Consider the following 13,205-nt stretch of genomic DNA (forward strand, 5'->3'; position numbering starts at 1 on the left):
GCTTCTACTCCTGCGGTCGGCTGTCATGGCCGACCGCTTTTGCTTTCCGCCGCCGCCGGACCTTGGCTGTATTGACGCACTGCCTTATCCGCTCGACAAGCGACGGTTCCCAGCCCTTCATTTGAACAATGCGCTGCGCCGTTTCCTTGTTCGCCTTGCTGCCTTCCGCCTCGCACTTCAGGATCAGCCGGTAAAGCTCGCCCTTGCGAAAGCGGGTTGCGTGCCGTCGCAATGGCGTGATCTGCGCAAGGTCGCCCTTGTATCCAAGGATCAATAGCACCGCGTCTATGTGGTGGAGTTGGTGAACCAGGTTCGCCCCATTGAACCGGATTGCACCGGATATCTCCGCGCGCTTCGCGACCAGCGCGTTGATGGCGTGTTCGTATCGGGTGGAGCGGACGATAGGGGCAACTCTTGGCATCTCCCGGATTTTATGGGAACCCGCTCTTTAGGTCGTGCTGGAAGTTGGTGCTTTTGCTACATAAGGCCGCAGTTCCGCATCCTGTTCCTCGACAAGAAGAACGGGCTGATCGCCGACGAGGTGCAGCAGACCGGCACCGTCGACCACACCCCGGTCTATCCGCGCGAGGTGGTGAAGCGGGCGCTCGAGCTCTCCGCCAGCGCCGTCATCCTGGTGCACAACCATCCCACTCACGCCCTTTCAGTCACAGTTGATCACGCTGCAGTGCATTGAATCATAAAGAATTTTTGACTTGTCGTAGCCCCGGATAGCATGGCAGATTGGGATCGGTTTTAAGGGGGATCGAAGTCCTTTTTGACCCCAGTCGCAGACCCTGGAATTCGACTGGCAACCCCACCAGAAAGCCGATGGGAGAGCCGAGTGCCGGGCCTCACAGATGGAGAAATACGTCGCGCTCTAAGACAAGTTGAGGAGACAGGAAAGCAGCTAGGCCTTATCGACGGCGAGGGCCACGGAACGGGTCGCCTCGTTCTTGTCATGAAGCCAATGCCAACCCGCGTCACCGCTGATTGGATGGTCCAGCAGTGGCGAGACAAGAAGCGCATTAAGAAAAAGCCTCAGCCATGCCCGCGAGATATTTCAGCGCGACTATGCAAACATGATCCAGAAGGGGCGGAGCATCAAGGTTGCGGGCGACACGCGACCCGGCACGGTCGCCGATCTGTTCGAGGCTTATGTCACGTCGCTCAAGGCAGATGGAAAACCGTCCTGGAAGGAGGCCGAAAAGGGTTTGAACAAGATCGCCGATTCGCTCGGTCGCAACCGCCCTGTCCGCGACATCGAGCCTGATGAAATCAGGGACATCATTCGCCCGATTTATCAGCGAGGCAAACGGTCTATGGCCGATCATGTTCGTAGCTATATTCGATCGGCCTACAGTTGGGGGCTGAAATCCGAGCACGACTACCGCTCGACCTCGGTCCGTCGCTTTCGTCTCATCTACAATCCGGCCGCTGGGATTCCGACCGAACCAAAGAACGTTGGAACGCGTTGGTTGGACGAGGAGGAATTTGTCCGTCTCTATCGCTGGCTCGAATCTCCCGATGCGCCGGTCCACCCTCCTTACACGCGTGCCGTAAGAATTCTCATGCTGACCGGCCAGCGCGTCGAGGAGATCGCTCGGCTACACGTCGATCAATGGGATGCGGCCGAGCGCATCATCGACTGGTCCAAGACCAAGATTGGAAAGCCTCACGCCATCCCCGTGCCCAAGATCGCGGCGGAGCTTATCGGGTCGATCAAGCCGAATGAATTTGGCTGGGTTTTTCCATCCGCAACAGACCCGTCCAAGCCGGTCAGCCATGGCACGCTCTATTCGTTCATGTGGCGCCAACGCGATCGCGAGGTCATCCCCGTCGTGACAAACCGCGATCTCCGGCGAACCTGGAAGACGCTTGCGGGAAAGGCAGGTCTCTCGAAAGAGATCCGAGACAGATTGCAGAACCACACTCTGCAGGACGTCAGCTCCAAGAGCTACGATCGCTGGAACTATATGCCGGAAAAGCGCGCTGCCATGGCGCGGTGGGACAAGTTTGTCCGCGAGCTCCTCACGAAGAGGAAGCATAAAGCCGCGCTCAAGGAAGCTGCATGACCTAACGATTGCATCCTCGCCGGCATCCATCAGTGATCGCCGGCGGAGGCAAAGGTTCACCTTGGTGCAGACTACGAATCTGGGGTCAGGAGTTCGAATCTCTTCGGGCGCGCCATTCCATCCGATTGAAATCGCTCACTTTTTGGAGCGCGCCAGCGGTGCCGAACCGGCTTTGTTTTCTGAATTCAGCCGGTTTCTCAGCCGGTTTCGGAAGGACGGCGGCAGCCGGGGCCAAAATCGCACCATGGGCGGGGCTGTTCGGAACGGCAGAGTCGGCGTCTAGCGACAGCAGAATCGCTGGCGGGACTACCTGCGGGCTTAGCCCGTCTTGGATTCGGCCGGCGCGGGTTCTCCAGCCTTTTCGCCGTCCTGGTCGGCGACGATGACTACCAGCTCTTCCCCCAATGCGGAGATCAAGGCCGCCACGCGGCCGCGCACCCGCGACGGAAGGTGCATCAGCCCCTCAATCAGGCGTCGGCCTTCCGCGCTGGCTATGAAATCTATGCGCTCATCGACCGGCAGAGGCGGAGCCTCACGGTTAGTCTCGTTGTTACCGGAAGGCCTTCGAAGAAGCGACCGACAGGAACGCCAAGCGACCTGCCGATCTCGTAGAGCATGGACGCGCTCACGCGGTTCCTCGCGTTCTCGTATTTCTGAAGCTGTTGGAAGCTGATGCCTATGGATCGGGCAAGCTCGGCCTGCGACACGTCAGATTGGACGCGAACGATCGCGATCTGGCTGCCGACAGGCCTTGGCCATGCTTGGAGCACGCGGGGGAGCGTTGATTCCACCAATGCCTTTCGCAATTGCATCATTCCCTTATAGAAAGTTGGTCGCGGTAGGTTCCCGTCACGAGACCCACCAAACTTCCCGCATGATAAGGGACTGCCAAATGCTCGAAACGGCCTCTGCAGTCAGCCTGGCTCTATCTGCCCGCCGATCCGACCAATATCCTCCAGGACCGAGCGGATTTGTGGCCAAGGAAACTCTGCATCGTCCTTTGATGGCTGCCCTTCTCTGAGTATTGCATCAAGCTTCGCTGCCACACCGGCAAGGGAGATAGCTGGGGTGTCTGACAATGCCTCAAGCAACGCCTCCGCCCGATCGGCTGCGTCACTTTCAGCTCGCAACGTGGCAGAATAGCCAATCGCCCGGTCAGAGGCGTCCCAGCGCGCCTGATGAGCCGCCAAATCGGCCTCGGCCTTTGCGCCGGTCGCCACGTCGACAGAACTGACGCCGAGCACATCGCGAAGTGCCTCAAGTGAGCGCAGCTTAGCGGTCCCACCCTCGGACAGTTGGATGGTCACGTTGGGAAAGCCGACGGTTTCTGCAAGTTTGCGCTCCAAACGCTGCTGCTCACGGCTCAACCGTTCAGTCTCTTCATGAGCAGCTTGCCATTTGCGCCAAACTGCTACCGCGGGATCGGCAGATTGGTCCCCATTTGAATCGGTGCGAGCAATGGCAACTGGCTGTGTTTTCGTCATTGCATTGCCGTTCGCGCAAGCGCCCGCCTAAGCGTGACGAAAGGCAAAGTCGTGCTATTGTCGGAATCACTCATGATCCGAGCTCCAGTCAGCTTGGGTTGTGGTCAGTGGCCGAACGGCGTGTTGGAGCACGTCGTTCGGTCGCGAAGCGCGAGCCACAAATTACGTACATACCGTACAATACGGACAACCTAATTGTCAAATACGCCTGAACCTGCTGACAACAAAACTGAGCGCTTCGAATTGCGACTCTCAAGCGACTTGCTTGCTCGCGTTGACGAATGGCGTCGCAATCAGCCTGATCTTCCTACTAGATCGGAAGCGTTCCGCCGGTTGGTGGAGGCAGGTCTAAGCTCCAGATAGTTGGCGCCCTCCTGAAATCCATCTCGCACACCGGTCGCTGCGACAGGCTTGTGAAACGTCCCTTACGGCGACGGCCATCCGGCATTCTCAATCTGAACCGGCGCGATCGAGGCCGTGACGACGACGAAATCGAGGCACTGCCGCGCAACTTTTCACGCAGCTGGACTTGAAGGCGATGCGGGATGCGATTGCCGTGTTCGACGTCGATTGGATGAAAGGTAGATCTGTGGCGCTTCTTCCGCTCAAGAACGCAAAACCGGGTCCCGTCGCGACAGAACCGGAGTCCATTTTTGGCAAGAGCGGCAAGGACGCGAGCCTTGTCCGTTTTGTCCCCAATGAGCGGATGAACGCCGTGCTGGTGATCGCGTCAAAGCCTGTCTACCTGCAGCGGGCGGAGGCATGGATTCGAAAGCTCGACCAGGCCGCGCCGGGCGACGGCGAGCAGATGTTCGTCTACCAAAAATCCGGTACTGAAATGGACTGGCGGTCTCTGCCTCATCCGAGTACCCGGGCAATAGGATGGCCAGGGTGCCTCGTGGCGGCGCTTTCCATGCCCCCTTGGGATTAAAGCGAAAGGCCATCTCCATGGAGTGACGTGGAAGAATTTGCCGATACCTGGCTTGCCTCGGTGCCTTTCGATCCCCGCTTGTAGATCAGGCGGACGACCAGGCCCACGTATCCAACCTGAAGAATGACCATTGCAAGAATGGTCCAACCGAGCGCCTTCCAGACGGAACCGGTTTGTATATCAGCCCATATCGCCACGATGAACGACGTGGCGAACATACCCACCAAAAATTGCGGAAAATACATAGTTGTCCGGACCCGATAAAGGAGCCCGCCGCTCCATTTGCGAAGCGGCGGGCCCCCCCAAATTACCCCCCGATTGCCGGGATGGGAGCTCCCCCGGCATTGCTGACAGTGCAATTGCGGTGCCGGACACAGTGACCCATTACGGGACACCCGTGCCGACAGCGCAAGACGGGATTTCCGATTAACATTAACTGTTGCTAATGTGTCACCCTTGGTTGGAAGGGGACCGAGCGAGCCCCGCCAGCTCGCGTTTTGGCTGGCCGCTGTCCTAGGCCGCTGTCCTACAGCGGAGATGCCCGTTGCGTCCTGGCGCTTCCCTGAGCACCAAGTCTCTAGCGATGGCGCCTGTCAGGTGTCGCCGCCTCGTTGGTGAACTGCAGATTGCGATCGTCTCGGCCAACGCTGCGGCAATCATGGCAATGGATGACTTTCACCAAGTCCCAATGCATGGCGCCATGATCCGGACCTAAGCGCTTAACTAGGGCAGCGTGTGTTTCGGCGTGCAATTTTGGCTCTGACGCACTTTTGGTGATGATTGAACTTAACCAGCGCCGATGACGCGCGCCTGAAGCAGGTCGAGCTTTCCTCGGCCATACATTTGGCGTTTCACCAGCTTGAGCTTGGTGATCTGGCCCTCGGTCTGACCGTTGGACTATGGCGAGGTGATCGCCGCACTGACCGCCGAGCGGTCTTTGAGAACGCCGTTGGCGAACGAGGCGACCAGACTTGATTTGGCCCGCTCCAGCCAAGGTTCGAGATCGGCGAGAGTCTTCTTGCGGATCATGGCCTGGAAGCCTGCAACGATTTCCCGGGCCTCCACCAATAGAGGCACGCCGCCCTCGATCGCGGCCACCGTGACAGTTTCGGACTTAGAGAGGCTGTCGAGACCGATGGTCATTAGCCGCGCAATGGTTCGCACCGAGGGCGCACGGCGCAGGGCGTCACCGTTCACGTGATCTGAATGCCGGCGACGCGTGGCCCACTCGGTGACGACACGCAAGCAACCACGGAATCCCTGGTTCTTGAGGCGCCGCCAGAGTGCTGTTGCGTTGCGCTCCCCGGCCGTCCACTGGGCGTCGAGCCAAGGAAGATAAAGCTCCAGCGAGCTTTCTCGGACCCGAAAGACGTCAGATCGCTGGCCTCGCAGAACCTTGCGGACCACGCCGCGGCTATGGCCGGTGCGGCGTACAATCTCCTTAATCGTAGTCCCGTCCTTGGCCAGGCCGAGGATGACGGCATTGGTGTCTTCTCGACGAAGGTATCCTTCATATTGAATCCGCTCGGCGGCGGTTAGCAGTTCTGGATCAATCGTGGCGGCGCCAAGCGCGGCGCGGATCGACCGCATGGATACGAACTGCGTCGAGGAAGGCGCGGCTGGCGTTCTCCATCAGGTGCCAGCGGTCGGCCACCTGGATCGCCCCAGGCAGCGCCTTGGCGGCCGCAAGAGCGTAGCCGCCACCGCGGTCGCGGGCGACGACGCCGATCTGGGGTTGGGTGTAAGCCAGGCCTGGGCCGTCGCCGGCTCACGGTCAGGCAGCAAGGCGATGGTCTGCGCCGCTCAAGGTCGCAGATGATCGTCCCATAGCGTTGATTTCGTCGCCACGCCCAATCGTCGATCCCGATCACGCTCGGAGGGACAAAGCGCGGACTACCGCGTCGCCGCACGATGCGCAGTAACGTGTCGTTGCTCACCGGCAGCATCAACCTCTTGGCAAAGCTGGCCGCGGGCCTGCCGCCCAGCGCAAGCCCAAGGTGATGGACGATTTGGTCGAGCCGGGCGGTTCGCCGCGCCCACGGCGCCAGAACATCCCCGTCGAAACGCTCGGCGAAGATCCGCCGGCCGCACAACACTGCGCCGCAGTGGAACCGCCGCGCCACAACCACGATCCGAACAGGCTTGCCCGCCATCGGCAGGTCCGCCAGACGCCGCTGATACCGACTGTGGATCCGCTGCGACCTCGTTCCGCAGCCCGGACAGAGGCTCGCTGTGCTCGTAGGACGGACCGTGATCAACATCACCTCATCGTCAACGGCGGTGTCGTCCACCACAAATCCGCGAGGGACGAGGGTCGAAGGCCGCAATGCATAGCCCATGGTATTGATTCCTTGTGTGAACCAACGCCAGCCGGCACCCCATTTCCATCAAAAGTGAGTCAGAGCCAATATTGGACGCCGATCAGGGTCAAAGTTCGGCGCCGATTGACATTGATGTCGTCCGTTGTCATTTCACCATCGGTCGTCACCTTGCCGTCGACGATCTAAAAGCGAGATAGCAAGGGTCTGCATCGCATAAGCGAAGGGCACTGACAGCGTGCCCTAGATTCAGTCCAGCGGCAGAAGCCCTCCGCTCGTTTCTGTTTCGGACTGCATCTTGGCTTGAGGAAAAAGAACCTGCGCCAACTGATACTCTGCGAAGCGGGCGTCTGCCACGTTCCAAGCGCCAACTCGAACACATGATCGCTAGCCCTGCCTGTGTCGGCAAGGTGCTCCTCGATCTCAAGGATGGTGCCCTGGTCGAATAGTCCGTCTGCGAACCGCCGGTGCTCCGTCGAGGGTCGCAGCGGCCGCACATGAACGTCCGGGTTCTAGGGCCGATGTATGTTGGTTGCGAGGTGATTTGAACCTGTGAGCTAAGTATCTGATTTTGCTAAGGTCAATTGCCGCGCCAAAAGCAAAACGCCAGCAACTCACTGAGTTTGCTGGAGTTTTTGGCCGAGATTGGTTGCGGGCACACGCAGCCACCGATACCGACATTCGCTGACTGTAGCGATTTGACGATGGCGGGCCTGACCGTATTGCTGGGCCTGGCGGCCGTAGTCAAAGCATTGATTACATCATATTTTTCGTGGGGTATCCCGAAGATCATCTCGTATCGTTCCGCGTGGTGCCGCTGCACATGCATCTTCTCGCCAGACGTTAGCGCTTTGGGATTGAGGGTCTCGATTGGGGCCGCAAGCGGAATGTCCGGCTCTGTATGGCTGGAGTAGAAAGCCGACTTTCCACCCAGCCCGGTGCCGAATGCTTCGGCCATTCCAGGTACTGTGTCGCCGTTGATGCCCTCGGTCGGTCCATGCAGGGCGCCCATGACTCGGTCCCTATCCGCCTCCAAGACTCGATCCGCCCTCCTTACTATTACTTCTGCCGGAAGGCCGTATGCAGAGAAGCCGCCAGCGGCCCCAGAATGTAATCCAGCGCGGTGCGTTCCTCGGTCACGATCATGACCTGCGCCGGCATGCCGGGATAGAGCTGGATCTGCGGCGCGGCAGCGAGTTCCTCTGCATCCACCGCGACGTCGGCGACATAATAGGGAAAACCGGTCTTGGCATCGGTGACACGGTCCGCCGAGATGCGGGTGACGCGGCCGTGGATGACAGGCGTCGTGCGCTGCTTGTAGGAGGTGAAGCGGACTTCGGCGGTCATGTCGGCGCGCAGGCTGGATATGTCCTCGACGCGCACCTGCGCCTGGACGATGAGCGAATTCCTGGTCGGCACGATGTCGAGAATGGTCTGTCCGGGGGCGACGATCGCACCGGTTGAGAAGACGCTGAGATCCATCACCTGGCCGTCATAGGGCGACCGCACTTCGGCGCGGTCGACCGTGGCTTGCGCGGCGAACATCTTCGGCACCAGGTCGGCGAGGTTCGACTGGGTGTCGATCAGCATGGCCGAGAGTTTTGCGCGGCGCTCGTTGGTGAGCTGCGCAATCTGGCTTTCGAGCTCGGCCTTGCTCTGGCGGTTTCCGGCGATCTCGCCGAGAGCCTGGTCGATCAGGCCCTGCAGGTCGGAGGCCGAGCGGTCGAGCTCCAGGATGCGAGGCTTCGTCGTCAGCCCGGCCTTCAGCAGCTTGTTGAGGCCTGCCTTTTCGTCGATCGTCGACTTGAGCTGCGCGCGGAAGGACTCGACGCGCGCCTGCTTGCCATCGATCTGCTCGTCGAGTTCGGCGATCCGCTTCTGCAGGATTTGCCTGGCGCCGGCCATCGAGGCGCGCTGGCTCTCGAGGTCGGCAATCTGGTTGGCCATGGCGTCCTGCAGATAGGCCTGGTGCTCGGCGGTGATGTCGTTCGGAAAGGCCACCGCCTCATGGCCGTCGAGCTCCGCGCGGATGCGGGCATCGGTGGCGCGCAGCAGCGCATATTGCTGGGAATAGAGGTTGAATTCGGACCGCGCGCGGGTGTCGTCGAGCAGCACCAGCACATCGCCGGCCCTGACGATGTCGCCGTCCTTGACCCGGATTTCCTTCACCGTGCCGCCGTCGAAATGCTGGACGCTCTTGCGGTTGCCCTCGACCTTCACCACCGCATCGGCAAGCACCGCGCCGTTGAGCGGCGCGACCGCGGCCCAGCCGCCGAACACGCCGAAGAAGGCGACGATGATGAGCAGGCCGATCCACACCGGTGCCCGGATCGAATCCGCATTGGCGCCCGCATCTTCGGCGCCGGAGAGGCTGCGATAGGTAGCCGCGATATCGGTCATTGGGCCGCCACCGTAATCGGAGCCGCGCGCTGGTTGAGCAGCGCCACGATCTCGTTTCTCATGCCGAAGGCTTCGACCGCGCCATCCCGCAAAAGCAGTATCTTGTCGACATTGGCCAAAGTCGAGGGCCGGTGCGAGACGATGATCACCGTGCTGCCGCGACGCTTCAGCTCCAGCGCGCATTCGGCCAGCGCGCGATCGCCGTCGGCATCGAGGTTGGAGCTCGGTTCGTCGAGCACGATGAGGTTCGGCATGCCAAACACTGCGCGGGCAAGCGCGATGCGCTGCCGGTAGCCGCCGGACAACACCGCCCCGCCCTCGCCGATCTGCGTTTCGTAGCCTTGCGGCAGGCGGATGATCATATCATGCACGCCGGCGAGCCGTGCCGCCTCGATCACCTCGCGGTCGACATCGGTCTTGAAGCGGCCGATATTGGCGGCCACGGTATCTGAAAACAGCTCGATGTCCTGCGGCAGGTAGCCGATATGGTCGCCGAGCGCCTCCCTGCCCCATTGCGTCATGTCGGCGCCATCCAGCCTGACCGTGCCTCGGCTCGGCTGCATGATACCGGCGAGGTGGCGGGCAAGCGTCGACTTGCCGGCTCCGGAAGGGCCGACGATGCCGAGCGCCTCGCCGGCCTCGAGCCGGAACGAAACATCGCGCAGCAGCACCTTCTGCAGGCTGGGAATGGCGAAGCTCAACTGCTCGACGGCGACCTTGCCGGTAGGCTTCGGCAGATTGAACGAGCGTTCGCCCTGCGCGCCGCCGTCCAGCAGCCTCTCGACCCGGCCGAGGGCGGCCCGCGCCAGGATCAGGCTGCGCCACAGGCCGACGATCTGCTCGACCGGCTGCAGCCCCCTGCCCAGCAGCAGGCTGGCCGCAAACATCGAGCCACCGGTGATCTGCCGCTCGATGACCAGATAGGCGCCGAGGCCGAGGATCAGCGACTGCATGGTGAGGCGCAGGAAGCGGATCAGCCCGGACATGACCGCTGCCCGGTCGCTCGCCCGCCCCTGCTGGCCGAGCGCCAGGCCGCGGTCGCGCCCCCAGCGCCGGACGAGTCCGTCGATCATGCCCATGGCGCGGATGACTTCCGCGTTCCTCAGGCTCATTTCGGTGAAATTGTAATTGGCCGTGGCAAGGTCGTTGGCCTGCTTAAGCGGCGCCCGCACAATATATTCGTTGAGCACCGCCATGGCGATAAGAAGCAGCGAGGAGCCCAGCGCGAAGAAGCCGAGCCAGGGATGCAGGAGAAAGATGATGCCGATATAGATCGGCGACCACGGCAGGTCGAACAATGCATGGATGCCGCTGCCGGTGATCACCTGCCGGAACGTGTCGAAATCGCGGATCGGCTGGCTTTGCGCGGCGCCCTGCGATGGCGTCTCGACGGAAGCCGCCAGGATCTTCGCCGACAGCAGCCGGTCGAGCCGCGCGCTGGCGCGCGTCAGGATCGCGGCGCGCACGAGGTCGAGACCGGCGAGCGCCAGGAACGCCGCAAGCAGCACCAGCGTCAGCATCACCAGCGTGGTCTCGCTGCCGCTGGTGACCACCCGGTCGTAGATCTGCAGCATGTAGAGCGGCGATGCGAGGTAGAGCAGGTTGATCGCCAGGCTGAACACCGCGGCGAAGAGGAAATAGCGGCGGCAGGCGCGAAGCGCTTCCCTGACAATTTTAGGCTTGCCGTTCAATTCCAGAACCCCACTCGATACACGTCTGGTCATTGCGTCAGAGAGCCGCCGCTGCCGGCGGCCCGCCTATTGTTCACACGAGCTCGCTCATTCCGCTGCCGATGCCCGTCAGCGTGAACTCCGCCGGATTGTAGGTGACGACGGTATGGCCTTCGCCGTCATCCGCAAGCTTGAAGCCGCTCGCATCATAAGAGCCGAGCAGATGCAGCGTGGCATTGTGCGCGCCGTCCGAGACGGTCAGCGTGCCGCCGCTGCCATCCTGGCTCGCCTGATAGCTGACCGTCGTGCCGGCGCCGAACAAGATGTCGTTAAGGTCCAGCTTGTCGTCATTGGTAATGCCGCCGATCCGCCCGCTGTAGTCGAAGGAATCGTCGAGCTCGAGCGTGCCGGCCGCATTCTGGGCAAAGGTGACATCCGTCGACGAGGCCGCGCCGAATTCCAGCTTCGACAGATTGCCGATCGTGGCATCGCCGTCGCCGGTGACCGCGCCGTGGATGACGATGTTGCCGCCATTGGCCGAGAGCATGCCGGAATTCGCGACCCCGTCCGCAACGACCAAGCCGCCGGAACCGGTTGCCTCCAGCGTGCCGGAATTGACGACGACGCTGTCGCCGGTGTCGATGACCAGGGCATTCGAGCCGGAGGCAATAATGGTGCCCCTGTTGTCGAGGCTGAGCATGCCATCGCCCAGCTGGCCGGCGCCCGAGATCGTGTTGTCGACATTGGTCAATGTCACGTCCGGACCGGTGCCGGAAATGATATTGAAGGCACTGTCGGACAGGACGACCTGCCCGCCCCCCTCCAGCGTCACGCCATGCTGGATGATCTGCAGCAGGGTTTCGTCGCCGGTCGAGTTCAGCGCGATGATGCCGCTGTTGTTGACCGTGCCGCTCAGCGGCAGCAGGGCGCCGTCGCCAATCGTCATGGTGCCGGCGTTGTTCACCACCGGCGTCTGGTCGAAGACGAAATTGCCGGCGCCGAGCGCGGAGGAATGCACGCCATCCAATGTGATCGACTGGCCGTCGGCGAGCGTGATCACGGCATTGCCGTTGGCGTCGTCGGCGGTATGCGCCTGGACGTCGGCAAAGCTCTGGAAGCCGGAATAGCCGATAAGGTCGACCTGGTCGGCGGCGGCATCGAAGCTGTGCACGGTGTCGTTGCCGATCGGCTGCGAAAACACGAACAGATCGTTGCCGCTCGAGCCGGTGAGCACGTCGTCGCCCGACCAGGCGAAGATCGGGGAACCCTGCGCGTAGGCCTCGACGTTGTCGGCGATCGATGCACTTCCTGTCGTGCCATCGGCGTTGGTCCAGGTCATCGAGACATCGAGCACCACCGCGCCGGCGAAACTGGCAGGCGTGGTGACGGTCAGCTCGTGGACCGCATTGGTCTGCACCGTCCAGGATCCGTCGGCGTTCTGCGTCGCGCCGTCGATGGTCCAGCCGGACGGCACGTCCTTCACTGTGACGGTGACGGCCTGGCCGTCGGAGGGGTCGGTGAGCGCGAGATTTATGGGCTCGCCGGCGGTGCCGGCGGGCTTGAGGCCGCTTGTCGTTTTCGCTGCGTTGGTGTGACCCGAGCTATCCGAGAATGCCCCGCTGTCGATGGTAAGAGTGTAAGAGGATCCGTTGCTGCTACCCGCACCTTTGTCGACTTGGAATGTGTAATGCGTCGAATCGGTGAAACTGCCTGTGCCATTGATTACTGTCACATTCGGCAAACCGGAAACGTGCATCACGTCCGATAGATTGACAAAATTTGCAGTGACGGGCGCACTAAACGTTATCACTACTGTGCTGGGTGTCGCGTTGTTCCCCTGTTTGCCGTCCACAACCGCGGAGATCAGAGTAGCGCTTACATCGTCTGTGCCGAAGACGGTCACAGTCAGGTTGGCCGATGTTGTTCCGCCGTGCCCGTCCGAAACGGTGTAGGTGAAGTTGTCCGTGACGGTCTGACCCGCCGCCAGAGCCTGCACATTGGCTTGGGCATTCGCAAGCGTGTAGGTGTAGGCCCCGGTCGCCTTTGTAATCACCACGGAACCATAGGTTCCGGTCTTGCTGAATGTAGCGCCGTTGTCGGTGCCACCTGAGAGTGCGGATACGGCCAGCGTGTCGGTGGCATCAGGATCGGTATCCGCATTGTCCGAGAATGTTCCAGACGGTGCGCCGGCATGCGCGATTGTCTGCAGCACGTTGCCGGTTGCGCTTGTGTTGGTGTCTTCCTTCGCCCAATTGGTATCAGCCGCCGCAACCGGTGCATCGTTGACCGCGGTGACGTGGATGGTCGAGGTCGCCGTGTTGCTATTGGCC

General features: G+C 61.4%; 10 protein-coding genes and 3 pseudogenes. 3 read left to right on the top strand and 10 right to left on the bottom strand.

Translation table 11 applies throughout. The annotated features are described in order from the left end of the window. Window positions 1-4: 4 nt before the first annotated feature. The gene (locus AU465_RS02780) at window positions 5-421 is read right to left on the bottom strand and encodes a hypothetical protein (RefSeq protein ID WP_192243827.1); all 417 of its coding nucleotides are present in this window, start codon (window positions 419-421) and stop codon (window positions 5-7) included. A 63-nt stretch (window positions 422-484) separates the two neighbouring features. On the opposite strand from AU465_RS02780, the pseudogene AU465_RS02785 reads away from it, so the two are divergent. Continuing rightward, window positions 485-694 (top strand): annotated as a pseudogene (locus AU465_RS02785) (JAB domain-containing protein); the annotation flags it as partial. Between the two features lie 147 nt (window positions 695-841). Continuing rightward, window positions 842-2,072 (top strand): annotated as a pseudogene (locus AU465_RS02790) (tyrosine-type recombinase/integrase). A 318-nt stretch (window positions 2,073-2,390) separates the two neighbouring features. On the opposite strand, the gene AU465_RS02795 reads toward AU465_RS02790, so the two are convergent. From AU465_RS02795 to AU465_RS02805, 3 genes are all read right to left on the bottom strand, one after another. Beyond that, entirely contained in the window at window positions 2,391-2,528 is a 138-nt protein-coding gene (locus AU465_RS02795; RefSeq protein WP_192243829.1) for a hypothetical protein, read from the bottom strand. 44 nt (window positions 2,529-2,572) lie between these two features. Beyond that, entirely contained in the window at window positions 2,573-2,887 is a 315-nt protein-coding gene (locus AU465_RS37620; RefSeq protein WP_376774804.1) for a helix-turn-helix domain-containing protein, read from the bottom strand. A 99-nt stretch (window positions 2,888-2,986) separates the two neighbouring features. After that, window positions 2,987-3,556 (bottom strand): hypothetical protein, encoded by a 570-nt coding sequence (locus AU465_RS02805; protein WP_192243834.1) that lies wholly within the window; start codon window positions 3,554-3,556, stop codon window positions 2,987-2,989. A gap of 538 nt (window positions 3,557-4,094) precedes the next feature. On the opposite strand from AU465_RS02805, the gene AU465_RS02810 reads away from it, so the two are divergent. Then, window positions 4,095-4,487, top strand: coding sequence for a secretin N-terminal domain-containing protein (locus tag AU465_RS02810; protein WP_192243850.1), 393 nt, complete (start codon window positions 4,095-4,097; stop codon window positions 4,485-4,487). On the opposite strand, the gene AU465_RS38115 is transcribed toward AU465_RS02810, so the two are convergent. From AU465_RS38115 to AU465_RS02840, 6 genes and pseudogenes are all read right to left on the bottom strand, one after another. Beyond that, window positions 4,484-4,732 (bottom strand): exopolysaccharide production repressor protein, encoded by a 249-nt coding sequence (locus AU465_RS38115; protein ID WP_192243836.1) that lies wholly within the window; start codon window positions 4,730-4,732, stop codon window positions 4,484-4,486. The genes AU465_RS02810 and AU465_RS38115 overlap by 4 nt on opposite strands. A gap of 541 nt (window positions 4,733-5,273) precedes the next feature. Next, a pseudogene (locus AU465_RS02820) lies at window positions 5,274-6,826 on the bottom strand (ISL3 family transposase). A gap of 559 nt (window positions 6,827-7,385) precedes the next feature. Next, window positions 7,386-7,817, bottom strand: coding sequence for a hypothetical protein (locus AU465_RS02825; RefSeq protein WP_192243838.1), 432 nt, complete (start codon window positions 7,815-7,817; stop codon window positions 7,386-7,388). 47 nt (window positions 7,818-7,864) lie between these two features. Beyond that, window positions 7,865-9,205: an HlyD family type I secretion periplasmic adaptor subunit gene (locus tag AU465_RS02830; protein ID WP_192243840.1), complete on the bottom strand. Its 1,341-nt coding sequence runs from the start codon at window positions 9,203-9,205 to the stop codon at window positions 7,865-7,867. Continuing rightward, a complete protein-coding gene (locus tag AU465_RS02835; protein WP_376774805.1) occupies window positions 9,202-10,929 on the bottom strand; it encodes a type I secretion system permease/ATPase in 1,728 nt (575 codons plus the stop codon). Before AU465_RS02835 ends, AU465_RS02830 begins: the two co-directional genes overlap by 4 nt. A 40-nt stretch (window positions 10,930-10,969) precedes the next feature. After that, window positions 10,970-13,205, bottom strand: a 2,236-nt coding sequence (locus AU465_RS02840) for a beta strand repeat-containing protein (protein ID WP_210324965.1), incomplete at its 5' end; no start/stop codon positions are given.

This window comes from Mesorhizobium silamurunense (genome assembly GCF_014843905.1).
In the GTDB taxonomy this organism is placed as follows: Bacteria; Pseudomonadota; Alphaproteobacteria; order Rhizobiales; family Rhizobiaceae; genus Mesorhizobium; species Mesorhizobium silamurunense.

Excerpts from the sequence above, each read along its gene's own strand:
- AU465_RS02805 (WP_192243834.1), bottom strand. The coding sequence starts at position 3,556 with ATGACGAAAACACAGCCAGTTGCCATTGCTCGCACCGATTCAAATGGG.
- AU465_RS02835 (WP_376774805.1), bottom strand. The coding sequence starts at position 10,929 with ATGACCAGACGTGTATCGAGTGGGGTTCTGGAATTGAACGGCAAGCCT.
- AU465_RS02780 (WP_192243827.1), bottom strand. The coding sequence starts at position 421 with ATGCCAAGAGTTGCCCCTATCGTCCGCTCCACCCGATACGAACACGCC.
- AU465_RS02810 (WP_192243850.1), top strand. The coding sequence starts at position 4,095 with ATGCGGGATGCGATTGCCGTGTTCGACGTCGATTGGATGAAAGGTAGA.
- AU465_RS38115 (WP_192243836.1), bottom strand. The coding sequence starts at position 4,732 with ATGTATTTTCCGCAATTTTTGGTGGGTATGTTCGCCACGTCGTTCATC.
- AU465_RS02830 (WP_192243840.1), bottom strand. The coding sequence starts at position 9,205 with ATGACCGATATCGCGGCTACCTATCGCAGCCTCTCCGGCGCCGAAGAT.
- AU465_RS02825 (WP_192243838.1), bottom strand. The coding sequence starts at position 7,817 with ATGGGCGCCCTGCATGGACCGACCGAGGGCATCAACGGCGACACAGTA.
- AU465_RS02795 (WP_192243829.1), bottom strand. The coding sequence starts at position 2,528 with ATGCACCTTCCGTCGCGGGTGCGCGGCCGCGTGGCGGCCTTGATCTCC.
- AU465_RS37620 (WP_376774804.1), bottom strand. The coding sequence starts at position 2,887 with ATGATGCAATTGCGAAAGGCATTGGTGGAATCAACGCTCCCCCGCGTG.